Annotated in this window: 20 protein-coding genes; 11 read left to right on the forward strand and 9 right to left on the reverse strand. The window is 64.9% G+C overall.

The features are described from left to right. Positions 1 to 159: 159 nt before the first annotated feature. Positions 160 to 681 carry a DUF6586 family protein gene (locus tag ABE459_RS21895; RefSeq protein WP_125463369.1) on the forward strand — a complete coding sequence of 174 codons (522 nt, stop codon included), beginning with the start codon at positions 160 to 162 and terminating at the stop codon, positions 679 to 681. A gap of 53 nt (positions 682 to 734) precedes the next feature. Further along, complete coding sequence (locus ABE459_RS21900) at positions 735 to 968, forward strand: hypothetical protein (RefSeq protein WP_023630868.1); 234 nt, start codon at positions 735 to 737, stop codon at positions 966 to 968. Between the two features lie 51 nt (positions 969 to 1,019). Here the strand turns inward: ABE459_RS21900 and sulA are convergent, their stop codons facing one another. Both sulA and lexA read right to left on the reverse strand, forming a co-directional pair. Then, complete coding sequence (gene sulA / locus ABE459_RS21905; protein ID WP_125857997.1) at positions 1,020 to 1,496, reverse strand: SOS-induced cell division inhibitor SulA; 477 nt, start codon at positions 1,494 to 1,496, stop codon at positions 1,020 to 1,022. Between the two features lie 13 nt (positions 1,497 to 1,509). Continuing rightward, positions 1,510 to 2,118, reverse strand: coding sequence for a transcriptional repressor LexA (gene lexA / locus ABE459_RS21910; protein WP_125463371.1), 609 nt, complete (start codon positions 2,116 to 2,118; stop codon positions 1,510 to 1,512). A gap of 219 nt (positions 2,119 to 2,337) precedes the next feature. On the opposite strand from lexA, the gene ABE459_RS21915 reads away from it, so the two are divergent. The 3 genes from ABE459_RS21915 to nagZ are packed head-to-tail and all read left to right on the forward strand — an operon-like array spanning position 2,338 to position 4,628. Further along, the gene (locus ABE459_RS21915; protein ID WP_323830462.1) at positions 2,338 to 3,042 is read left to right on the forward strand and encodes a TetR/AcrR family transcriptional regulator; all 705 of its coding nucleotides are present in this window, start codon (positions 2,338 to 2,340) and stop codon (positions 3,040 to 3,042) included. A gap of 40 nt (positions 3,043 to 3,082) precedes the next feature. After that, on the forward strand, positions 3,083 to 3,607 hold the full coding sequence (locus tag ABE459_RS21920; protein WP_323830463.1) for a L,D-transpeptidase: 525 nt from the start codon (positions 3,083 to 3,085) through the stop codon (positions 3,605 to 3,607). Positions 3,608 to 3,629: 22 nt separating this feature from the next. Continuing rightward, positions 3,630 to 4,628 (forward strand): beta-N-acetylhexosaminidase, encoded by a 999-nt coding sequence (nagZ, locus tag ABE459_RS21925; RefSeq protein ID WP_189654564.1) that lies wholly within the window; start codon positions 3,630 to 3,632, stop codon positions 4,626 to 4,628. A gap of 108 nt (positions 4,629 to 4,736) precedes the next feature. Here the strand turns inward: nagZ and ABE459_RS21930 are convergent, their stop codons facing one another. Genes ABE459_RS21930 through mfd form a run of 3 tightly spaced genes read right to left on the reverse strand, consistent with a single transcriptional unit; the run spans position 4,737 to position 12,105 of the window. Next, positions 4,737 to 8,084, reverse strand: a complete 3,348-nt coding sequence (locus ABE459_RS21930; RefSeq protein ID WP_323830464.1) for a DEAD/DEAH box helicase — start codon at positions 8,082 to 8,084, stop codon at positions 4,737 to 4,739. Between the two features lies 1 nt (position 8,085). Then, a complete protein-coding gene (locus ABE459_RS21935) occupies positions 8,086 to 8,646 on the reverse strand; it encodes a CsiV family protein (RefSeq protein WP_125463376.1) in 561 nt (186 codons plus the stop codon). 9 nt (positions 8,647 to 8,655) lie between these two features. Continuing rightward, on the reverse strand, positions 8,656 to 12,105 hold the full coding sequence (gene mfd, locus ABE459_RS21940) for a transcription-repair coupling factor (protein ID WP_258706083.1): 3,450 nt from the start codon (positions 12,103 to 12,105) through the stop codon (positions 8,656 to 8,658). Positions 12,106 to 12,272: 167 nt separating this feature from the next. On the opposite strand from mfd, the gene ABE459_RS21945 reads away from it, so the two are divergent. The 3 genes from ABE459_RS21945 (at position 12,273) to sthA (ending at position 16,526) form a co-directional block, all read left to right on the forward strand. Continuing rightward, positions 12,273 to 13,736, forward strand: a complete 1,464-nt coding sequence (locus ABE459_RS21945) for a glyceraldehyde-3-phosphate dehydrogenase (RefSeq protein WP_110993536.1) — start codon at positions 12,273 to 12,275, stop codon at positions 13,734 to 13,736. Between the two features lie 193 nt (positions 13,737 to 13,929). Further along, positions 13,930 to 14,928, forward strand: a complete 999-nt coding sequence (locus ABE459_RS21950; protein WP_323830465.1) for an FAD:protein FMN transferase — start codon at positions 13,930 to 13,932, stop codon at positions 14,926 to 14,928. A gap of 203 nt (positions 14,929 to 15,131) precedes the next feature. Beyond that, positions 15,132 to 16,526, forward strand: coding sequence for a Si-specific NAD(P)(+) transhydrogenase (sthA, locus tag ABE459_RS21955; protein WP_110993534.1), 1,395 nt, complete (start codon positions 15,132 to 15,134; stop codon positions 16,524 to 16,526). Positions 16,527 to 16,574: 48 nt separating this feature from the next. Here the strand turns inward: sthA and ABE459_RS21960 are convergent, their stop codons facing one another. Both ABE459_RS21960 and ABE459_RS21965 read right to left on the reverse strand, forming a co-directional pair. Further along, on the reverse strand, positions 16,575 to 17,291 hold the full coding sequence (locus ABE459_RS21960; RefSeq protein ID WP_125463379.1) for a glycerophosphodiester phosphodiesterase: 717 nt from the start codon (positions 17,289 to 17,291) through the stop codon (positions 16,575 to 16,577). Positions 17,292 to 17,322: 31 nt separating this feature from the next. After that, the gene (locus ABE459_RS21965; protein ID WP_125858002.1) at positions 17,323 to 17,907 is read right to left on the reverse strand and encodes a PilZ domain-containing protein; all 585 of its coding nucleotides are present in this window, start codon (positions 17,905 to 17,907) and stop codon (positions 17,323 to 17,325) included. Positions 17,908 to 18,000: 93 nt separating this feature from the next. Here ABE459_RS21965 and ABE459_RS21970 point away from each other — a divergent pair, with 93 nt between their 5' ends. The 3 genes from ABE459_RS21970 to ABE459_RS21980 all read left to right on the forward strand — a co-directional run bounded on the left by ABE459_RS21970 (position 18,001) and on the right by ABE459_RS21980 (position 21,248). Next, entirely contained in the window at positions 18,001 to 19,251 is a 1,251-nt protein-coding gene (locus tag ABE459_RS21970) for a lipoprotein-releasing ABC transporter permease subunit (RefSeq protein ID WP_346648135.1), read from the forward strand. Between the two features lie 7 nt (positions 19,252 to 19,258). After that, a complete protein-coding gene (gene lolD / locus ABE459_RS21975) occupies positions 19,259 to 19,942 on the forward strand; it encodes a lipoprotein-releasing ABC transporter ATP-binding protein LolD (protein WP_178125737.1) in 684 nt (227 codons plus the stop codon). A gap of 61 nt (positions 19,943 to 20,003) precedes the next feature. Continuing rightward, entirely contained in the window at positions 20,004 to 21,248 is a 1,245-nt protein-coding gene (locus ABE459_RS21980; RefSeq protein ID WP_125463382.1) for a lipoprotein-releasing ABC transporter permease subunit, read from the forward strand. 107 nt (positions 21,249 to 21,355) lie between these two features. Here ABE459_RS21980 and ABE459_RS21985 read toward each other — a convergent pair whose 3' ends face one another. Together ABE459_RS21985 and ABE459_RS21990 are read right to left on the reverse strand one after the other, a co-directional pair. Continuing rightward, entirely contained in the window at positions 21,356 to 22,708 is a 1,353-nt protein-coding gene (locus ABE459_RS21985; RefSeq protein WP_323830583.1) for a heavy metal sensor histidine kinase, read from the reverse strand. Continuing rightward, complete coding sequence (locus ABE459_RS21990; protein WP_125463384.1) at positions 22,705 to 23,385, reverse strand: heavy metal response regulator transcription factor; 681 nt, start codon at positions 23,383 to 23,385, stop codon at positions 22,705 to 22,707. The genes ABE459_RS21985 and ABE459_RS21990 overlap by 4 nt, the downstream gene beginning before the upstream one ends. Between the last annotated feature and the right edge of the window lie 115 nt (positions 23,386 to 23,500).

Below are 23,500 nucleotides of genomic sequence, written 5' to 3' on the forward strand. Positions count from 1 at the left end.
CGGGTTATCTTAGGTCTGCTGTGCTGCGGCCCCCTCCCCCCCCCCCCGCCCCACCCGCTGCGTGGGGCCCCCCCGCGCCCCCACTCATTTGATGACAAGCAAAGCGCAATCCCTGAAACTGCAGGCAATCGCCTTGCAGCCTTCAGGAGGTCAGCCGAAATGGCCCAGGAACTCTACACCCGCACCAATCAGAAATTGTTCTTTGCCGGCCTTGCGCTGGAGTCCATGGCCAAGGCCACTGCAAGCGGTGCCATGAACGCCCAAGGGTTGGTCCAGGCCGAGCGTGAAGCGGCGTTGTTCCACTTGTATGGTGCGTTGCTGGGCTTGTGCCATGAGATCGCTGGTTTCTACCGCTTGCCGCAAGCGGCTGCGGCACGGGCTGAGCTACTGCTCAACGATGAGATGCTGCAGAGCGTGGCTATTCCGGAGATGGCAGAGATGCTGGAGCTGGCGCGGCAGCCAGAAACCTGGCTGGCTCGTCTGCTTGCAGCTTATGCCGATTTGTTCCGACCGCCGGTCGCGAAGAAAAGCGCGAAAACCGATGTTACCCAGCCATTGATCCAGGCGATCAATCTGGATGAGGCCGAGCCGCTAGAGCTTTCGCAAGCAGAGCTTGAGGCCTGGCGGAAGAACCTGAAGGACTTGGTGAGACGATTCCGCGACGCGCTGAGTGAGTGCTGACAGCAATCATGGCTGATACACTATCGGCCTTTCGTGCAAAGCAGGCCCCAAGTATGTCAACGTCCTTTCTAGAAATTGTCGAGTTGCCTGACGGCCGGATCGAGCTGCGCCGCGCCGAGGATGAAGGTTCCCTGGTAACCCTGGATTTCTCCGAGGATGCCAAGGCATTCCTGCAAGGACAGCATGTGGAAGTGGCCAAGGCCATGCTCAGCGTCGGTGTGCAAATGGCCGGTCGCTTGGTAGAGGGCGATTTCGAGCGTGAAGAGGGGCCACGAGTCCTTCACTGAGCCACGCTAGAGGCTCACGGCTACAAACAGATGACAGGCAAAGCCTGAACATCAGCCAAGGCGGATGTTCAGGCTTTGTGCTTTTCCGCTGGCAGCGGCGCGCAGCAGCTGTTGCCGAGCGCTGTTGCTCACGCTGCCCAGCCAGCTGACGACGGTATGGCTGTGCCCCAGGCGTAATGCTTCGCAAGCCAGCTGCAGGGCGTTCTGGTTGCTGCCCGGTTGAAGCAGCAGGATGCGTTCACGGTTGAGGCCGGCATCGCGCAGCCATGCTTGCGTGAGGCTGGTAGGCGGGGCGATCAAGGTGAGCCAGCGGCTGTCGTCCTCTTCGCTGAGTTCGCGCAAAACAGGCGCCAACAGGCTTTGGCAATGGCCGGGGGCGCCGCGCAGGGCCAGTTCACTGAACAGCTCGGGCTGGTTGCTTTTGCGTGGCTGTTCGCGGGCCTTGAAACCCGGCAAAACCGGATTGGCGAAAAATGCCTCGAACAGTGGCAACTGGACTTGTTGCGGTGCAGGGATGAACGGCTGCATGACGCCTCCTCGATCAGCGGCGCAGAACGCCAACGCTCAAGCCCTCAATCACCAGTTCCTGTTCTTTCAGGTCGACTTCGATAGGGGCGAATTCCGGGTTTTCAGCAATCAGCCAGACTTTGCTGCCTTCACGCTGGAAGCGTTTGACGGTTACTTCGTCGCCGATGCGCGCGACCACCACCTGGCCGTTGCGGGCCTCGCGGGTGGTGTGCACGGCAAGCAGGTCGCCGTCGAGGATGCCGATGTCCTTCATGCTCATGCCGTGCACGCGCAGCAGGTAGTCGGCGCGGGGGTGGAAGAATGCAGGGTTGATGCTGCAGGAGTCTTCGATGTGTTGTTCAGCGAGGATCGGTGCCCCTGCGGCGACACGGCCAATGATCGGCAGGCCGTTCTCTTCGGCCTTGGCTTCCAGGCCGGGGATGCGGATGCCGCGCGAGGCGCCGGGGGTCATCTCGATGGCGCCCTTGCGCGCCAGTGCCTTGAGGTGTTCCTCGGCCGCATTGGGCGACTTGAAGCCCAGTTCCTGAGCGATTTCGGCGCGGGTCGGAGGGAAGCCGTTGTCTTCGAGGCAGCGTTTGATGAAAGCCAGGATCTCGGCTTGGCGTGGCGTGAGTTTCAGCATGGGCGAGGACTCTGTCTTTTTATACAGTGACTGGGATTATATACAGTGGGTTGCGAGCTGCAAGCTGCAAGCTGCAAGAAAGATCAAAAGCCCCGCGCATCTTGTCGCTTGCAGCTTGTGACTTGGCGCTTTTAAATGGCGACTGCCCAGTCACCGAGCCTTGACATCAGCAGGCCTGAAACGTATGTTTCAAACAACTGTTTGTCAGGCGGAGTAGTCATGGCCCAATCGGAAACCGTTGAACGCATCCTCGATGCGGCGGAGCAGCTGTTCGCGGAGCGCGGGTTCGCAGAAACCTCATTGCGGCTGATCACCAGCAAGGCGGGGGTCAACCTGGCGGCGGTGAACTATCACTTCGGTTCGAAGAAGGCCCTGATCCAGGCGGTATTCTCGCGTTTCCTCGGGCCGTTCTGCGCCAGCCTCGAACGTGAGCTGGAGCGCCACCAGGCGCGCCCCGAGCACAAGGCTTCGCTTGAAGAACTGCTGGAGATGCTGGTCGAGCAGGCCCTAGCGGTACAGCCGCGCAGCAACAACGACCTGTCCATCTTCATGCGCCTGCTGGGCCTGGCTTTCAGTCAGAGCCAGGGTCACCTGCGGCGCTACCTGGAAGACATGTACGGCAAGGTGTTCCGCCGCTACATGCTGCTGGTCAACGAGGCCGCCCCGCGCATTCCTCCGCTGGAGCTGTTCTGGCGTGTGCATTTCATGCTGGGGGCCGCGGCGTTCAGCATGTCCGGGATCAAGGCCCTGCGCGCCATCGCCGAGACCGACTTCGGCATCAATACCTCGATCGAGCAGGTGATGCGCCTGATGGTGCCGTTCCTGGCAGCCGGCATGCGCGCTGACACGGGCGTCACCGACGAGGCCATGGCTGCCGCGCAGCTGCGTCCACGCAGCAAAGTCAGCGCCGCGGCTAAGGCCTGACACACTGGGCGGAGCAGGGCGCTTCAGATAAGCTAGCGCCATGCCCGACCTCGATTTCCTGCATATTTCCCTCGCTGATCAATGCCTCTATGGCTTCGCCCATGGCGTGCTGCTGTTGCGCCTGCCGATCTCCACGGCGCGTAATGGCGCGGGGGAGCGCAAAGGCTCCGGGTGCACGCCTCGTGGCCTGCATCAGGTGCGCGCCAGGATCGGTAGCGGCCTGCCACAGGGCGCAGTGCTCAGCAGCCGGCGCTGGACCGGTGAGGTCTGGTCGCCGGCGCTGCAAGCGCAGTTTCCCGATCGTGACTGGATCCTCACGCGCATCCTCTGGCTCAGCGGCTGCGAACCGGGGTACAACCGGCTGGGTCCGGTCGATACCTTCCAGCGTTACATCTATCTGCATGGCACACCCGACACTGAACCTATGGGCATTGCGCTGTCCCATGGCTGTGTACGCCTGCGCAACGACGATTTGCTTGCCTTGTTCGATCGCGTACCCGCCCATTGCCTGGTACGGATAGACGAGGCCGCTTGCCCGCACTGGGCCTCCCTGAATCTTCAATGAAGGACTCGCTATGACCGCCAGCCTGCAAGGCTCTCTGATGGTAGATATCGCCGGCAAATGGCTGACCGCCGAGGACCGCCATCTGCTGCGCCAGCCCGAAGTGGCCGGCTTGATCATCTTCGCCCGCAATATCGACAGCCCGCGCCAGGTGCGCGAACTGTGCGCGTCGATCCGTGCCATCCGCCCCGAGCTCATCCTTGCCGTGGACCAGGAAGGCGGCCGGGTGCAGCGCCTGCGTCAAGGCTTCGTGCGCCTGCCGGCCATGCGCGCGATCGCCGACAACGACAACGCCGAGTACCTGGCCGAGCAATGCGGCTGGCTGATGGCGACCGAAGTGCTGGCGGTTGGCCTGGATCTGAGCTTCGCGCCGGTGCTCGACCTCGACCACCAGCGCAGCGCTGTAGTGGGCAGCCGGGCCTTTGAAGGTAACCCCGAGCGTGCCACGCAATTGGCCGGGGCCTTCATCCGTGGCATGAATGCCGCTGGCATGGCTGCCTGCGGCAAGCACTTCCCCGGGCATGGCTGGGCCGAGGCCGACTCCCATGTTGCCATCCCGGTCGATGAGCGCAGCTTGGAGCAACTGCGCGCCGCGGACCTGGTGCCGTTCAGCCGCCTCAGCGGCCAGTTGGCGGCAGTGATGCCGGCCCACGTCATCTACCCGCAGGTCGACAACCAGCCGGCTGGCTTCTCGCGCCGCTGGTTGCAGGACATCCTGCGTGGCGAGATGGGCTTCGATGGGGTGATCTTCAGCGATGACCTGTCGATGGCTGGCGCTCACGTGGTGGGCGATGCCGCCAGCCGTATCGAAGCCGCGTTGAGCGCCGGTTGCGACATGGGCCTGGTGTGCAATGACCGGGCGGCAGCGGAGCTGGCTCTGAGCGCAGCGCAGCGCATGAAGGTCAAGCCGTCGCCGCGCATCGCGCGCATGCGCGGGCAGGGCTTCGCGTGCACCGATTACCGCCAGCAGCCGCGTTGGCTGGAGGCGCTGGGTGCGTTGAAAGAGGCGCAGTTGGTCGACTGACCTTACCGGCCACTTCGCGGGTGAACCCGCTCCCACAGGTAAAGTGCCTAGTTCAAGGGCTGTGGGAGCGGGTTTACCCGCGAAGAGGCCGGCACTGACTTACCCGGTTCAACGGCCGCGCTTGCCCGGCAGTGGTGCGAACAGCGCGTCGATCTCTTCATCCCCCAACCGCCACTGCCCGGCCTGGCCACCATCGAGCAGCCCGGCCGCCAGCGCCGCCTTCTCCTGTTGCAGCTGCTGGATCTTCTCTTCAACCGTGCCCCGAGTGATCAGCTTGAACACGAACACCGGTTTGTCCTGGCCGATGCGATAGGCGCGGTCGGTGGCCTGGTTCTCGCTGGCCGGGTTCCACCACGGGTCGTAGTGGATCACGGTATCGGCTGCGGTCAGGTTAAGGCCGGTGCCGCCGGCCTTGAGGCTGATCAGGAACACCTCGCTGTCGCCGTTCTGGAACTGCTGCACCGGGGCGCGGCGGTCACGGGTGTCGCCGGTCAGCAGGCTGTAGCGGATGCCGCGTTTCTCCAGCTCGAACTCGATCAGTGCCAGCATCGAGGTGAACTGCGAGAACAGCAGGACCTTGCGCCCCTCGCTGAGCAATTCCTCGAGCATCTCCAGCAGGCTGCCCAGCTTGCCCTTGTCGGCGAAGTTGCCCTTGCTTTCGGTGCCCTGGACCAGGCGCAGGTCGCAGCACACCTGGCGCAGCTTGAGCAGGGCGTCGAGGATGATGATCTGGCTGCGCGCCGCGCCGTTGCGGGCGATCTCGTCGCGGACCTTCTTGTCCATCGCCACCCTTACCGCCTCGTAGGTGTCGCGTTGGGCGTCACTGAGCTCGACCCAGTGGATCATCTCGGTCTTGGCCGGCAGCTCGGTGGCCACCTGTTCCTTGGTGCGGCGCAGCAGGAACGGGCGGATGCGGCTGGCCAGGTGGGTCATGCGCTCGGTGTCGCCGTGGCGCTCGATCGGGGTGCGGTAGTCCTGGGTAAAGCGCTTGCTGTCGCCCAGCCAGCCGGGCATCAGGAAATGGAACAGCGACCACAGCTCACCCAGGTTGTTTTCCATGGGCGTGCCGGTGAGGCACAGCCGCTGGGTGGCCTGCAATTCGCGCACGGCCTGGGCCGCCTTGCTGGTGCTGCTCTTGATGTTCTGCGCCTCGTCCAGCACCAGCAGGTGCCAGGGCTGTGGCTTGAGGTGCTCAAGGTCGCGGGGTACCAGCGCGTAGGTGGTCAGCACCAGGTCGTAGTCGCCCAGTGTGGGGAAATGCTTGTTGCGGCCTGGGCCGTGCAGGGCCAGCACCCGTAGCTCGGGGGCGAAGCGCTTGGCTTCGTCGAGCCAGTTGGGCACCAGGCTGGTGGGCATCACCGCCAGGGCTGGATGTATCAGGCGCCCGGCCTCTTTCTCCAGCAGCAGGTGGGCAAGCGTCTGCAGGGTTTTGCCCAGGCCCATGTCGTCGCCGAGAATGGCGCCGGTGCCCATCTCGCGCTGGGCTTGCAGCCAGTTCAGGCCTTGCTGTTGATAGGGGCGCAGGGTTGCATTGAGGCCTTTGGGTGCTTGCACCTGCAGGTCGCGGGCGTCGCGCAGGCGCCGGCCCAGGTCGCGCACCTGGGCACCACCTTCCCACAGCAGGGGCAGGTGTTCGATGTCGTTCAGCCGCGCGGCGTCAGCGCGCTCCAGGCGCAGGCTTGGGCCGACGGCGTCTTCGTGCAGGTACAGCTCGCCGAGGGTGCCCATCACCGCCTTGATGCGCCCGTAGGGCAGGGCGACGCGCAGGGCAGGGCTGTCGTGGCGGGCGCGGTTGAGGTCGATCAGCAGGTGTTCGTCGTCGCTGCGCCGTGCCAGCTCGCTGGCGCGCAGCAGTTCCGGGCTGCTGCGCAGCAACTGCAGGACGATGGGCAGCAGGCTGTGGCGCTGGCCCTCGACCACGATACCCAGTTCCAGATCGAACCATTCGTGGCCCGGCGCTTCGTCGATGGTGGCGTACCAGTCGTCGACCTCATGCAGGTTGAAGGCGAAGTCGCGGTGCACATCCACTGCCCAGCCGGCTTCGCGCAGACGCGGCAGGCCCTCGCGGGCAAAACGCAGCCAGGCTTCGTCATCGGCCAGCTGATACATCTCACCGGCGCTGTCGGGCAGCGCTTTGCTCTGGCGGGTGGCAGGTTTGAAGCCGGCATCGCGCAACGTATTGCGCAGCGCCTGCTCGGCCTGGGGCTGGCGGCGGATACGCTGGCTGGTGCTGTCCACCAGGCGGGTCAGCGGCTTGCTGTCGTTGCCACTGGTGCGCAGGCCGTCGTAATCGAATGACAGCGCTGCACGGTGTTGCATCTGCCGCTGCATGCGCCCGGTCTTTGGTGTGTAGGCGCTGTATTCGAGGCTGCCGAGGGTCAGGCGTGCAGTGGGCTGAATGTCCTCGATCTGCTCGCTGCGCACCGTCGTGGGCGTCGGTACCTGGCGATTAAGGGCATTCAGGCGGTGGCTCAACGGCACGATCAGGTGTTCCGGTACCGTGGGGGCACTGGCCAGCTGGCTGGCGATGAACGGATCGAGACCATGCAGCAGTTTGCCGGTTTGTCCCGTTTGCGGGTCTACGTAGTAAAGCGGTTCGAGTGGCAATGCCAGCCAGTGCGCCTTGTCTTCATGGTGCCAGGCGCCGCGGTAGCTGCCATTGTCCAGCCGCACCCAGCGAAAATCGGCATGCAGGTCGGGCCCTGGGGCGAGCGGGCTCTGCTGTTCGCTGTACAGCATCCGGCCCGTTGCCAGCGCGTATTCGTATAGGTCCGCACCTTTTTTGCCTTCCAGGCGAGCAATGGGCAGGGCGTAGTCCTTGCTCATGGCGTCGATCAGGCGCAGTGTGCGCAGGTCTTCGTCAGTCACATAGCGCGGTGTGTAATAGATCAGCTCCGGCATCGAGCCGGGGCGTGTCAGTTTCAAGCTGCCGTCGGCCTGGCGCGTGCCCTTGAACACGCTGAGCATGCAGCGGCCGTGATCGATACCCAGCAGGTAGTACAGCGAAGGGCCCTTGCGCCTGGCCGGCTCGCTGGCGGGCGCCACCGGTACCTCGAGTGCCTCCACCCAGTGCGCAAGCTCGGGCGGCAAGTCCAGGGACTGCGCCGCGGCTGGCGAGCGGGTGGCCGGGAGCTGTTGATCACCCTCGACATGGTCGGCACCGCGCTCAAGGACGAACAGGGCAGCCGCACAGTGCTTGCAGTTATTGCCTACCGGGCATGAACAGGTGCCGTTACAGGTCAGGCCGTCCTCGGTCATGTCCAGCGTGATCCGCTGGTAATAGACGCGGCCAGCGGAACCATGGCATTCGGCGCGGATGGTCGTGCCGAGGATCGACACGATCTCGCTTCTGCCCTCTTCGGCATACTTCAGGCCGCGCTGCAGTGCCCCGCGGTCGAACGCGAACGTCCAGCCGTCGTGATTACGGACGAGGAACTGCGCATCGCTTTCGCTCACCTCACTGCTCCATCATCTCCGGGTCCGGCAGGGGCATCTTGCGCATGCCGGCAGGCGACACCTTGATCAGCACGGCCAGATGACCGCCGTCGAGGAAGGTCAGCTGGCCAGCCTTCATGTTGCTGTTGCTCTGCTTGAGCTGTTCGCTCTGCAGCACGCTGCCATTGCTGTCGAGCTGGTTGACCCAGAAGTTGGCGTCGACGGCGATGAAGCGATCTTCCTTGATGGTCAGGTTGCCTTCGATGGGGAAGTGGCCGAACTGTTCGTTGCCGGCGCTCAGGGCGATGGCCTCGCCGTCTTGCTGCCAGGCTTTGTGCAGCAGCACGGTGTAGTCGGCGGTGGCCTGCAGGCGGGTGATTTCGTCACCCAGCCCGGCCGGGCGCTCGGCGCCTTTTTCCAGGCGCGGCGCGCCGGCGCTCCAGTCTTCCGGGGCGAACGGGCTGGTGATCGCCGGCACGGCGTTCTGCCGCACCAGGATCATTTCCACCTGATAGGGGCCTGCGGCGAAGGCGGTCGGGGCGAACAACGCCAGCAGCAGGGTCAGGGAACGAATGGCACGCATGGAGCTTCCTTAGTTTGGCTGTGGGGTCAGGCGCTCGAACAGCGCCTCCAGTGTATTGAAGCGTTCTTCGGGGCGTTCCATCGGCACCATGAAGCGGAACTGGGTTGCACCTTCGAACTTGTAGCGTTTGGGCTGGCCCTGGATCAGTTTGATCAGGGTCAGCGGGTCGACCGGGGTTTGCGCCTCGAACTCGAGCTTGCCGCCATTGGGGCCGGCATCGACTTTCTTGATGCCGAGCTTTTCCGCCTGCAGCTTGAGCAGGGTCAGGCGCATCAGGTTCTTGCTCGGCTCGGGCAGCAGGCCGAAGCGGTCGATCATCTCGACCTGCAGGTCCTTGAGGCCTTCCTCGTCCGCCGCTGATGCAATGCGTTTGTAGAGGATCAGGCGCGCATGTACATCCGGCAGGTAGTCCTCGGGGATCAACGCCGGCAGGCGCAGGTTGATCTCCGGGCCGCCGCCAAGCGGTTGCTCGAGGTTCGGCTGGTTGCCCTTGCGGATGGCCTTGACCGCGCGCTCGAGCATTTCCATGTACAGAGTGAAACCGACCGCCTGGATCTGCCCGCTCTGGCCGTCGCCCAGCAGCTCGCCGGCGCCGCGGATCTCCAGGTCGTTGGTGGCCAGGACGAAGCCGGCACCCAGGTCCTGGGTGTTGGCGATGGCTTCCAGGCGTTTTTCGGCATCGGCGCTGATCTGCTGGCGCGGCGGCGTCAGCAGATAGGCGTAGGCCTGGTGGTGGCTGCGGCCAACCCGGCCGCGCAGCTGGTGCAACTGCGCCAGGCCGAACTTGTCGGCGCGCTCGATGACGATGGTGTTGGCACTGGGCACGTCGATGCCGGTCTCGATGATGGTCGAGGCGATCAGTACGTTGAAACGCTTGTGGTAGAAGTCGCTCATCACCTGTTCGAGTTCGCGCTCGCGCATCTGCCCGTGGCCGATGCCGATGCGTGCCTCCGGGACCAGCTCGGCCAGCTCCGCGGCGCACTTCTCGATGGTCTTCACGTCGTTGTGCAGGTAGTACACCTGGCCGCCACGCAGCAGTTCACGCAGCAGCGCTTCCTTGACCGTGCTCTTGTTCTGCTCCATGACGAAGGTGCGCACCGACAGGCGTCGCGCCGGCGGGGTGGCGATGATCGACAGGTCGCGCATGCCCGACACCGCCATGTTCAGCGTGCGTGGGATCGGCGTGGCGGTGAGGGTGAGGATGTCCACCTCGCTGCGCAGGGCCTTGAGCTGTTCCTTCTGGCGCACGCCGAAGCGGTGCTCCTCGTCGATGATCGCCAGGCCCAGGTCCTTGAAGCGCACATCGTCCTGCAGCAGCTTGTGGGTGCCGATGAGGATGTCGATCTTGCCTTCGGCGAGATCCGCGGCAGCGGCGCTGACCTCCTTGGCCGACTTGAAGCGGCTCATCACCTCGACCGTCACCGGCCAGTCGGCGAAGCGGTCGCGGAAGCTGTTGTAGTGCTGCTGGGCGAGCAGGGTGGTCGGCACCAGCACCGCCACCTGGCGGCCGCTGTGCACGGCGATGAACGCCGCGCGCATGGCCACCTCGGTCTTGCCGAAGCCGACGTCGCCGCACACCAGGCGGTCCATGGGCTTGGCGGCGAGCATGTCCTCGCGCACGGCTTCGATGGCGTTCTGCTGGTCGGGGGTTTCCTCGAACGGGAAGCCGGCGCTGAAGGTGGCGTAGTCGGCGGCCGGGTCGGCGAACGCGTAGCCTTTGCGCGCGGCACGGCGGGCATAGATGTCGAGCAGTTCGGCGGCGACGTCGCGCACCTGCTCGGCGGCCTTGCGCTTGGCCTTCTGCCAGGCTTCCGAACCCAGCCGGTGCAGCGGCGCCAGGGCGTCGTCGCTGCCGGTGTAGCGGGCGATCAGGTGCAGGTTGGCCACCGGCACGTAGAGCTTGGCGCCTTCGGCGTATTCAAGGGTGAGGAATTCGGCGGCCTGGCTGTCGATTTCCAGCGTGGCCAGGCCCAGGTAGCGGCCCACGCCATGGTCGATGTGCACCACCGGCGCGCCTTCGCGCAGCTCGGTGAGGTTCTTGATCACCGCGTCGTTGGCCGCCTCGCCGCGCTTGTCGCGGCGCCGGCGCTGCATCACGCGCTGGCCGAACAAGGGGCTCTCGGCCACCAGGGCAATGGCCGGGTCGTCCAGCAGCAAGCCGTCGTCGAGCGGGGCGATGGTGATTGCCAGGCGTTCGCTGCCGGTGATGAAGTCGGCCCAGCCCTCGACGGTCTGCGGGCGCAGCTTCAGGCGCTCGAGCAGCTCCAGCAGCACTTCGCGCCGGCCGGCGGACTCGGCGGTGAACAGCACGCGGCCCGGGAACTGCTCGAGGAAGTTCGACAGCGCCGCCAGCGGCTGGTTGGCCTTGGCCTCGATGGCCAGGTTGGGCAGCGCACGCGCCGGGAAGCGCTCACGACCGGCGCCGGGCTCGAGGTCATCGGTGCTGACCACCACCCGGGGCCACTGCTTGAGCTTGGCGAAGCAGTCCTCGACCGGCATGAACAGCTCGGCCGGCGGCAGCAGTGGGCGGCTGAGGTCGCCGCGGCGCTCTTCGTAGCGCCCGCGCACGTCGTTCCAGAAATGCTCGGCAGCCTGCTCCACGCCCGGCAGGGAGAACACCTGGGTGTCCGCCGGCAGGTAGTCGAACAGGGTCGAGGTTTCTTCGAAGAACAGCGGCAGGTAGTACTCGATGCCGGCCGGGATGATGCCGCTGGTCAGGTCCTGGAAGATCGCGCTGCGTCGGAAGTCCACATCGAAGCGCTCACGGAAGCGGGCCTTGAAGCGGGTCACCTCGTCCTTGTGCATGGGGAATTCGCGGGCCGGCAGCAGGCGCACCGAGTCGACCTTGTCGATCGAGCGCTGGGTCTCCGGGTCGAAGGTGCGCAGCGTCTCGATCTCGTCGTCGAACAGGTCGATGCGGTACGGCTGTTTGCTGCCCATGGGGAACAGGTCGATCAGCGCCCCGCGCACGGCGAACTCGCCATGCTCGTAAACCGTGTCGACGCAGCGGTAGCCGCTGGCCTCGAGGCGCGTGCGCATCTGCTCGACGTCGATCTTCTGGCCCACGTCCAGCACCAGGCTGCTGCCCAGCAAGAAGCGTGTGGGGGCCAGGCGGTGCAGGGCGGTGGTCACGGGCACCACCAGGATGCCGTGGTCCAGCTCCGGCAGCCGGTACAGGCTGGCGATGCGCTGCGAGATGATGTCCTGGTGCGGCGAGAACAGGTCGTAGGGCAGCGTTTCCCAGTCGGGGAAGGGCAGCACCGGCAGGTCCGGGGCAAAGAAGCGCAGCTCCTGCTCCAGGCGATCGGCGGCCTGGCTGTCGGCGGTCAGCAGCAAGGTGAAGCGGCCGGCACTGCTGGCGGCTTCGGCGATGGCCAGGCTCAAGGCGGCACCGGGCAGGTTGCCCCAGGTGTGTTTGCCGGCCGTGGCCGACATTTGCGGTAGGCGCAGAACTGACACGGGAGATCGGACTCCAAGCGTTGCGGCAAAGAGGTCGATTGTACCGGTGAGCGGGCGCGCTGTCAGGCTCGAAAGGGCGTGGCGACGGGGCTTGTGGCCGGCGACAGGCGCTCATTGCCCGATACGCCGCGGGGCGTCATAATGTAGCCCCTTTTTTGTTCCCCTACATGTGGAAGGTTACCGTGACTCAGAAGCCCGACCAGTGTCTTGGTGAGTGGATCGATCGTGAAGCCCTGGCTGAAGCGATGATCCCGCTTATCGGTCAGCTCTACCGCAACAACAATGTGGTGAGCTCGATCTATGGCCGCAGCCTGATCAACCGTTCGGTTATCTCGATTCTCAAGGCCCACCGCTTTGCGCGTCACCGTCAGACCGACGAAACCGAACTGTCCGTCCACGAGACATTCCCCCTGCTCAAGGCCATGAGCGAGCTGAAACTGGGCGCCGCTTCGGTTGACCTGGGCAAGCTGGCCAACAAGTTCAAGCAGGAAGGCAATGGCCGCACCGCCGAGCAGTTCGTGCGCGAAGAACTGGCCGATGTGGTCGGTCAGCAGAACGCCTCCGCACGCAAGGGCACTGACGTCGTGCTGTACGGCTTTGGCCGTATCGGCCGCCTGCTGGCGCGCATCCTGATCGAGAAGACCGGTGGTGGCGACGGCCTGCGCCTGCGCGCCATCGTCGTGCGCAAGGGCGCCGAAAACGACCTGGTCAAGCGCGCCAGCCTGCTGCGTCGTGACTCGGTGCATGGCCCGTTCGATGGCACCATCACCATCGACGAAGCCAACAACACCATCACCGCCAACGGCAACCTGATCCAGGTGATCTACGCCAAGAGCCCGAGCGAAGTCGACTACACCCAGTACGGCATCAAGGATGCGCTGATCGTCGACAACACCGGCGTATGGCGTGACGCCGACGGCCTGGGCCAGCACCTGGCCTGCCCGGGCGCTGCCCGCGTGATCCTCACCGCGCCGGGCAAGGGCGCGCTGAAGAACATCGTGCACGGCATCAACCATGGCGACATCAGCGCCGATGACAAGATCATCTCCGCTGCTTCCTGCACCACCAACGCCATCGTGCCGGTGCTCAAGGCCATCAATGACCAGTACGGCATCGTCAACGGCCACGTCGAAACCGTTCACTCGTTCACCAACGACCAGAACCTGATCGACAACTTCCACAAGGGCAGCCGTCGTGGCCGTGCCGCGCCGCTGAACATGGTCATCACCGAGACCGGTGCCGCCACCGCTGCCGCCAAGGCACTGCCAGTGCTCAAGGGCAAGCTGACCGGCAACGCGATCCGCGTGCCGACGCCGAACGTGTCGATGGCCATCCTCAACCTGAACCTTGAGAAGGCCACCAACCGCGAGGAGCTCAACGAGTACCTGCGTCAGACCGCCATGCACTCCGAACTGCACAAGCAGATCGACTACGTGAGCTCGCAGGAAGTGGTTTCCACCGACTTCGTCGGTTCGCGCCACGCCGGTGTGGTCGACGCTGAAGCGACCATCTGCAGCGACAACCGCGTTGTCCTGTACGTCTGGTACGACAACGAGTTCGGCTACAGCTGCCAGGTGGTTCGTGTGATGGAAGACATGGCCGGTGTGAACCCGCCAGCGTTTCCACGCTGATCCGCTTGTAATGCGTTGAAAAAACGGGAACCTTCGGGTTCCCGTTTTTTTTCGCCAAGTATTGTGTCGTCCATGCGGGCCTCTTCGCGGGTAAACCCGCTCCCACAGGTACAGCGCAAGTCGTGTGGGAGCGGCGGTTCGCCGCTGCGATTTACCCGCGAAGAGGCCAGTGCACCCCGTCGAGAATTTGAATTTGCGCGCAGCACTCTTGTCCATCCTGATGCTCCTGACTGGCTGCGAACAGGGCCCTACCCTCGAACGCTTCGGCGGCCCGACCATGGGCAGCAGCTACAGCATCCAGTACGTGCGCCAGGCCGGCGGCCCGGCGCCGGAGCAGGTACAGGCGGCCGTCGAAAGCATCCTGCAGGCCATCGACGCGCATTACTCCACCTACCGCGGTGACTCCACCGTCAGCCGCTTCAACCAGCTGCCGGCCAACCAGTGCCTGCCCGTCGATGCCGACATGCTCGAACTGGTCACCTTCGGCCAGCACCTGGCCGAGCAGAGCCAGGGCGCCTACGACCTCACCGTCGAGCCGTTGCTGGACCTCTGGGGCTTTGGCCCGCAGGCCCGTGCGCTGCACGTGCCGGATGCGCAGGCGCAGGCCCAGGTCCGTCAGCGAGTTGGCTACCGCCATTTGCGCATCGAGGGCGAAAACCTGTGCAAGGACGCGCCGATCGAGCTGGACTTCAACAGCATCGCCGCCGGCCATGCGGTCGACCTGATCGCTGCGCACCTGCAAAAGATGGGTATCGACAGTTTCCTCGCCGAGGCCACCGGCGAGCTAAAGGCCGCGGGCCGCAAGCCCGATGGCAGCCCCTGGCGGGTGGCCTTGGAGCTGCCCCGCGAAGATCGCCAGGTCGCCCGCCAGGTCATTGCCGTGCAAGGGCTGGCGGTGTCGACCTCGGGTGACTATCGGCACTATTTCGAGGACAATGGCCGGCGCTATTCGCACACCTTCGATGCCCGCCTCGGGCGCCCGGTCGAACATGACCTGGCGTCGGTGACCGTGCTCGACGCTTCGGCCTTGCTGGCCGACGGCTACTCGACCCTGTTGTTGATCCTCGGGCCGCAGCAGGGCTGGGACTTCGCCATTGCCCACGGTATCGCGGCGGTGCTGGTGACTCGGGCCGAAGGTGGCTTCGTCTCCCGTTCCACCCCGGCGTTCGAGCGGGCGCTGAAAGGCGAGTGAAAGGCAAGCCACGGATGATCGCCACCATGGATTCGGTGAAACCACATGTAGTGCAGGCAAAAGTGGCCTACGACGCGACCAAGGGTTAATGTGCGCGGCGTTCACGCTTGATTAGACTGCACCCGAATTTTCTCATGGCGCCCCGGCGACATGATCGCGCCCCGCGGCCAACCGGCCGGCGGGCCAGTTCTGAAGGAGTACGCATGGCTGTCTACAACTACGACGTAGTGGTGCTGGGTTCCGGCCCGGCCGGAGAAGGCGCGGCAATGAACGCCGCCAAAGCAGGGCGCAAGGTGGCCATGGTCGACAGCCGTCGCCAGGTCGGCGGCAACTGCACCCACCTGGGCACCATCCCGTCCAAGGCGCTGCGTCACTCCGTGCGGCAGATCATGCAGTTCAACACCAACCCGATGTTCCGCGCCATCGGCGAACCGCGCTGGTTCTCGTTCCCCGACGTGCTCAAGAGCGCCGAGAAGGTGATCAGCAAGCAGGTCGCCTCGCGTACCGGCTACTACGCCCGTAACCGCGTCGACGTGTTCACCGGCACTGGCAGCTTCGCCGACGAGCAGACCGTCGAAGTGGTCTGCCCCAACGGTGTGGTCGAGAAGCTCAATGCCAAGCAGATCATCATCGCCACCGGCTCGCGCCCGTATCGCCCGGCCGACATCGACTTCCACCACCCGCGCGTCTACGACAGCGACACCATCCTCAGCCTCAGCCACACCCCGCGCAAGCTGATCGTCTATGGCGCCGGGGTGATCGGTTGCGAATACGCCTCGATCTTCAGCGGCCTGGGTGTGCTGGTGGAGCTGGTCGACAACCGCGGCCAGCTTCTGAGCTTCCTCGACTCGGAGATCTCCCAGGCGCTGAGCTACCACTTCAGCAACAACAACATCACCGTACGCCATAACGAGGAGTACGACCGGGTTGAAGGGCTGGACAACGGGGTGATCCTGCACCTGAAATCGGGCAAGAAGATCAAGGCCGACGCCTTGCTGTGGTGCAACGGCCGTACCGGCAACACCGACAAGCTGGGCCTGGAGAACATCGGTATCAAGGTCAACAGCCGTGGCCAGATCGAAGTCGACAAGAGCTACCGCACCAGCGTGCCGAACATCTACGGCGCCGGCGACGTGATCGGTTGGCCGAGCCTGGCCAGTGCCGCCCACGACCAGGGCCGCTCCGCCGCTGGCAGCATCGTCGACAACGGCAGCTGGCGCTTCGTCGATGACGTGCCCACCGGCATCTACACCATTCCGGAGATCAGCTCGATCGGCAAGAACGAGCAGGAGCTGACCCAGGCCAAGGTGCCGTACGAAGTGGGCAAGGCCTTCTTCAAGAGCATGGCCCGCGCGCAGATCGCCGGTGAGCCGCAAGGCATGCTGAAGATCCTGTTCCACCGCGAAACCCTGGAAATCCTCGGCGTGCACTGCTTCGGTTACCAGGCCTCGGAGATCGTCCACATCGGCCAGGCGATCATGAACCAGCCGGGTGAGCAGAACAATCTGAAGTACTTCGTCAACACCACCTTCAACTACCCGACCATGGCCGAAGCCTATCGGGTAGCTGCCTACGACGGTCTGAACCGGCTTTTTTGAGCGGCTCCGGCCGGTGGCCTGAGCCGGTCGGGGAGACCGATTTCAGCCCTACCCGAGGGTGGTCTTGGCCAAACCGGGAAAGTCTGTAATCAGGCTGTCCACGCCAAAATCAGCGAGCCGGCGCATCAGTGCCGGTTCGTTGACCGTCCACACCGACACGTGCAAACCCTGGCGCTGTGCCTTGATCAGGCGCTCGGGGGTGCACAGCGTCCAGTTCAACGCCAGCATCTCGCAACCGTAGTTCTGCGCGACCTTCAGTGGGTCGAGCCAGGCGTATTCGGCCACCAGGCCGCGCTTCACGTCGGGCACCAGTTCCTGGGCGGCGCCCAGCACTTCTCGTGAGCTCGAGGTGATGGTGACCTTGTCCAGCAGGCCGTACTGCTGGGCCAGTTCGCGAATCGCCAGCACGGTGGTGGCGGCGCGGGTGCGCGAGGCGCTTTTCACTTCCAGTTGCCAATGCTCGAACGGGCATTTCTCGAACAGCTCTTCCAGGCGAGGGATGGTGCAAGGCTGCACATGGCCCGGGCCGCCCTGGCGCGCGTCGTAGGTGACCAGGGCGGCAGCCGGGTGCTCGACCACCTTGCCACGCCGGCCAGTGGTGCGCTTGAGGGTAGAGTCGTGGATCACCATCAGTTCGTTGTCGGCCGACAGGTGCAGGTCGAGTTCACAGCGGTTCACGCCGTGGGACAGGCATTGGCGGAAGCTGGTCAGGGTGTTCTCGGGGGCTTCGCCCTTGGCGCCGCGATGGCCATAGATCAGGGTCACGTTCGTTCCTTCAAATCAGAGAAAAAATGGCTCAGGAGGCGGGGTTGTTCTGTTCCAGTGCCTGGCGCCGCTGCTGTTGCTGGCGCTGCAGGATGTAGCGCGCCAGCAGCTGGCGCTGGGCGTCGGTCATGTCGATGAACTCGGTGCCCACCTCGAAGCTGCCATCGGGGCGCGGGTCGCAATGGGTGACGCGGCCACGCAGCAGCAAACCATGGGCACGGGGCATCAGCACCATCTTCACTTTCACCCGGGTGCCGGCGCTGATCTGTTGCCGCTGGGCGAACTCGATGCCGCCTTCGGAGATGATCACCGGCTGCGGTTGGCCGACTTCGCCGAGCAGGGTTTGCGCGACTACGGCGCTGAGCAGGTCGAGGCGTTTGTTCTGGGCGCGCAGGAAGGCGGCGAGGGTACGGTCCTTCTCACTCAGCTGACGCAGCAGGTGTTGCGACTCGAAGTCGGACAAGTGCAGTTCGCTGAGCAGGTTGAACAGCTCGGAATCATCCTGCAACAGTTCTGTCTCAAGGGCTTCGGCCGCGCTTAAGGGGCTGATTTGAAGTGCGATCCGATCTTCGATGCGGTAGTATTCGCGGCGATCTTCTTCGTCTAATGTCGTCATGGCGAACCCAAGGTTACGGCGGTGGTCCGAGTGTAAAGCCGCCGTAGGCGCATCGCCACAAGGACGTTCCCTTTCATCCGAACAAGCCCCGACATGTTCAGACCTCTTTTCGTATTCATTGGTACGCGTTACACCCGTGCCAAACGTCGCAATCACTTTGTCTCGTTCATTTCACTCACTTCGATGATCGGCCTCGCCCTGGGCGTGGTGGTGATGATCGTGGTGCTGTCGGTCATGAACGGCTTCGATCACGAGATGCGTACCCGCGTCCTGGGGATGATCCCCCATGCCACGCTGGAGACCGGCCAGCCGATCGACGACTGGCAGGGCCTTGCCTCCAAAGTAAAGCAGAATCCGCAGGTGTTGGCGGTTGCGCCTTTCACCCAGATGCAGGGCCTGCTGACGCACGAAGGCAAGGTGCAGAAAGTGCTGCTCAATGGCGTGGAGCCGGCGCGCGAGCGTGACGTGTCGATCATCGACAAGTTCGTGCTCGATGGCAGCCTCGACAAGTTGGCGCCGGGCGAGTGGGGCATCATGATCGGCGACAAGGCCGCGCAGAAGCTCGGCGTCGGCATCGGCGACAAGCTGACCTTCGTCGCCCCCGAAGTCAGCGTCACGCCGGCGGGCATGTTCCCGCGCATGAAGCGCTTCACCGTGGTCGGCATCTTCCACGTCGGCGCCGGCGAGATCGACGGTTACCTCGGCCTCACCAACATTACCGACCTGTCGCGCCTGCACCGCTGGAAGCCAGACCAGGTCCAGGGCATCCGCCTCAAGTTCGACGACCTGTTCCAGGCCCCACGTGCCGCCTGGGCCATCGCCCAGCAGTTGGGCGAGCAGGAGTTCTATCCGCGTGACTGGACCCGCACCCACGGCAACCTCTACCAGGCCATCCGCATGGAAAAATCCATGATTGGCCTGTTGTTGCTGCTGATCGTGGCGGTGGCGGCGTTCAACATCATTTCCACCCTGGTGATGGTGGTCAACGACAAGCGCGGCGACATCGCCATCCTGCGTACCCTGGGCGCAACGCCGGGCCAGATCATGGCCATCTTCATGGTCCAGGGCACGGTGATCGGCGTGGTCGGCACGCTGATCGGCGCGGTTGTCGGCATCCTCGGCGCACTCAACGTCAGTGCGGCAATCGCCGGCATCGAGACGCTGATCGGGCACAAGTTCCTCAATGCCGACGTGTACTTCATCGATTACCTGCCCTCGCAGCTCCAGGCACAGGATGTGTGGATGGTCTGCGGTGCGGCATTGGTCCTGAGTTTCTTCGCCACCCTGTACCCGGCCTGGCGTGCCTCGCGCACCCAGCCTGCAGAGGCGCTACGTTATGAGTGAGCCGCGCATGAGTGATAAAGCCGTGTTGAGTTGCCGCAACCTGGGCAAGAGCTACGACGAGGGCCCGGAGTCGGTCCAGGTGCTGTCCGGCTTGAACCTTGAGCTGCACCCTGGTGAGCGGGTGGCCATTGTCGGCAGCTCGGGCTCGGGCAAGAGTACCTTGCTCAACCTGCTGGGCGGCCTCGACACGCCAACCCAGGGCAGTGTCTGGCTGGCCGGCGAAGAGCTCTCGGCGCTCGGCGAGCGTGCCCGTGGGCTGCTGCGTAACCGCGCGCTGGGCTTCGTCTACCAGTTCCACCACCTGCTGGCGGAGTTCACCGCGCTGGAGAACGCCTGCATGCCGCTGCTGATCGGCAAGACGCCGATCGCCGAGGCCCGCGAGCGTGCTGAAGCACTGCTCAAGCGCGTCGGCCTGGGCCATCGGCTGAATCACAAGCCGGCCGAGTTGTCCGGCGGTGAGCGCCAGCGCGTGGCGATCGCCCGCGCCTTGGTCAACCGCCCGGGCCTGGTGATGCTCGACGAGCCGACCGGCAACCTCGACCACCACACCGCCCTGGGTATCCAGGAACTGATGCGTGAGCTGTCCACGCAATCGCAGACCGCGTTCCTGGTAGTGACCCACGACCTCAACCTGGCGCGCCAGATGGACCGCGTGCTGAGCCTGGAAGACGGGCGCCTGGTGGCGATCTGAATCGCCTGCGCGGGGCGCCCTGAGGCGCCCCGGTTCACACTTTCATTGGGTATCCCGGTTCATGTTCAGACCCTTGTCCTTGTTCATCGGTGCTCGCTACACCCGTGCCAAGCGTCGCAACCACTTCATCTCGTTCATCTCCATGACCTCGATGATCGGGCTGTCGCTTGGCGTGCTGGCAATGATCACGGTGTTGTCGGTGATGAACGGCTTCCAGCGCGAGATGAGCTCGCGCGTGCTTGGCCTGGTGCCGCATGCCGCCATCCTTGGTGTGCAGCCGCTGGACGACTGGCGCAAGGTCGCCGCCACCGCCGAAGGCAACCCGGCGGTGATGGCCGCGGCGCCTATCACCGAAATGGAAGGCATGCTGTCGTACCGGGGGGCGATGCAGCCGATCCAGGTCGCCGGTATCGACCCGGCCGAGGAAGCCAAGGTCTCCATCGTTACCCAGCACATCGTCCAGGGCAGCCTGCAGGCGTTGCAGCCGGGTGACTACGGGGTGGTCATCGGCGAGCTGACGGCCCGGCGCTTCCGCCTCAATACCGGTGACAAGCTGACCTTGATCGTCCCCGAAGTCAGCAAGGAACCGGGTGGCATCACCCCACGCATGCAGCGCCTGACCGTGGTCGGCATCTTCAAGGTGGGCGCCGAACTGGATGGCTCGCAGGCCTACATCCACATCGCCGATGCCGGCGAGATGCAGCGCTGGGCCCCGGGCCAGGTGCAGGGCGTGCGCCTCAAGCTGCATGACCTGTATGCCGCGCCGCAGGTGTCCAAGGCCATTGCCGCGGGCCTGGGTGATGGCTACCGCGCCGATGACTGGTCGCACACCCAGGGCAGCCTGTTCAGCGCCATGAAGATGGAAAAGACCATGATCGGCCTGCTGCTGATGATGATCATCGCGGTAGCGGCGTTCAACATCATCGCCACCCTGGTGATGGTGGTGAACGACAAGGGCGCGGACATCGCCATCCTGCGCACCATTGGCGCCACCCCGGCGCAGATCATGGGCACCTTCATGGTCCAGGGCAGCCTGATCGGCATCGTCGGCACCCTGCTCGGTGGTGTGTTCGGGGTGGCCCTGGCGTTGAACGTCAGCGCGGTGGTCGGTTGGCTGGAGCGGGTCAGCGGCCAGCACATCTTCACCTCCGACATCTACTTCATCAGCAGCCTGCCGTCCGAGCTGCAGTGGGGCGACGTGGCGCTGATCTGCACGGCGGGCCTGGTGATGAGCTTCCTGGCGACGATCTACCCGGCGTACCGCGCCTCGCAGATCGAACCGGCGATGGCGTTGCGCTACGAGTAAGGCTTCAAATTGTCATCGCGGGGCAAGCCCGCTCCCTCAAAAAGCAGGCTTGCGCGAGCCCTGTGGGAGCGGGCTTGCCCCGCGATGGGTTGCAAAGCAGCCCCAGTTCACGGTCTGTCAGGTAACTCGACCACAAACCGCGTCCAGCCATTCGCGCACTCTGCCCTGATGCTTCCCCCATGCGCCTGCACGATCGAGCGGGTGATCGCCAAACCCAACCCCGCATGCTCGCTGCTGCCTTCCTGGCGTGCCGGGTCTGCCCGATAGAAGCGGTCGAACAACCGCTCCAGCAACGCGGGCGCAATCGCCGGCCCCTGATTGGCCACCACGATGCGCAGCCCGGGCTCCAGCGTCACGCGGATCTCGCCTGCGGCGGGGGTGAAGCGCAGGGCGTTGTCCAGCAGGTTGGACAGGGCCCGGCGCAGCATATGCCGGTCGCCTTCGGTGTGCGCCGTACCCTGGCGCAGCAGCCGCACCCCGGCGTCTTCGGCCAGCGGCGCGTAGTACTCCAGCAATGCATCCACCTCCGTCGCCAGCTCCAGTGGCTGGCGGCTGGGCATCAGCAGGCCGTGGTCGGCCTTGGCCAGGTAGAGCATGTCGTTGACCAGCTGGGCCATCCACTGCAGCTCTTCCAGATTGCCGTGCAACGCTTCGCGGTACTCCTCGAGGCTGCGCGGGCGGGTGAGGGTGACCTGGGTGTGGGTGAGCAGGTTGGACAGCGGCGTGCGCAGTTCGTGGGCGATGTCGGCAGAGAATGCCGACAGGCGCTGGAAGGCGTCATCCAGGCGCTGCAGCATGGCGTTGACCGTGGCGCCCAGCTCGGCCAGCTCCTCGGGCAGTTGCGCCAGCGGCAGGCGCGTGGTCAGTGAGCGGGCGTTGACGCTGGCGGCCACCTTGCCCATCTGCCGCAGCGGCTTGAGCCCACGGCGCGCGGCCCAGGCGCCGAGCAGCGCGGTGGCCAGCGCGGACAGGCCGACGGTGAGCCAGATCAGGCGCTGCATGCCCTGCAGGAAGTGTTGGTGATGGGTGATGTCGAGGAACAGGGTCAGCTGCGGGGCGCTTGGCTGGTGTTCTGCCAGCGCGGTGCTCAGGCTGCGGTAGTCGGTGCCGCTGGTATGCAGGGTCGCAAGGCCCGGGTGGCGCGGTTCGTCCGGCAGGCCGGTACGGCTGTCGAACCAGGGGGTGCCGTCGGCGCCCCGTACGCGCAGGGCCAGCTCGGACTGGTGGCTCAGCTCATCGCGCAACTGGGGCAAGCGTGAGCGTAGCTGCTCAGGCGTGGCCACACCCTCGAGCAGGCTGCGCATCAATGACAACCGGCCGCTGAGCAACTGCTGGTCGAGTTCGACGAAGTGCTGTTCGCTGGCGCGGCTGAACAACAGCCCGGCACCCAGCGAGACGCTGGCGGTGCAGGCGGCGAACAGCAGGGCCAGGCGGCCGCCGAGGGACAGGCGGCGCATCAGTCCTGGCGCTCTTCAAGCACATAACCCATGCCGCGCACGGTGTGGATCAGCTTGGTGGCGTGGCTGTCGTCGATCTTCAGGCGCAGGCGGCGGATGGCCACTTCGATGACATTGGTGTCGCTGTCGAAATTCATGTCCCACACCTGGGATGCGATCAGCGACTTGGGCAGCACCTCGCCCTGGCGGCGCAGCAGCAGTTCGAGCAGGGCGAACTCCTTGGCGGTCAGGTCGATGCGCTGGCCCGAGCGTTCGGCACGGCGGCGGATCAGGTCCAGGCGCAGGTCGGCGAGCATCAGGCAGGTGTCCTGGCTGGCGCTTGCGCCGCGGCGCAGCAGGCTGCGTACGCGGGCCAGCAGTTCGGAGAAGGCGAAGGGCTTGACCAGGTAATCGTCGGCGCCCAGCTCCAGGCCGTGCACGCGGTCTTCGACGGCATCGCGGGCGGTGAGGAACAGCACCGGGGTGGCCAGGCCCGCCTGGCGCACCGCCTGGAGGATCTGCCAGCCATTGCGCCCGGGCAGCATCACGTCGAGGATCAGCAGGTCGTGGTCGCCGGTCAGCGCCAGGTGCTGGCCAGTGTCGCCGTCACCGGCCAGTTCGGTGTTGAAGCCGGCCTCGCTCAGGCCCTGGGCCAGGTATTGGCCGGTCTTGGCCTGGTCTTCGACGATCAGTAGTTTCATGGGCGTCCACAGTTCTGAAGGTTCACTCGGGCCCTGTGGGAGCGGGGTTTAACCCGGAGAAAGCCGGGGAAACAAAGCAACCAACGCGGGGGAAACCCCCCCCCCCAAAACCCAG

The organism is Pseudomonas sp. TWI923 (assembly GCF_039673365.1).
GTDB classification, from domain to species: domain Bacteria; phylum Pseudomonadota; class Gammaproteobacteria; order Pseudomonadales; family Pseudomonadaceae; genus Aquipseudomonas; species Aquipseudomonas sichuanensis.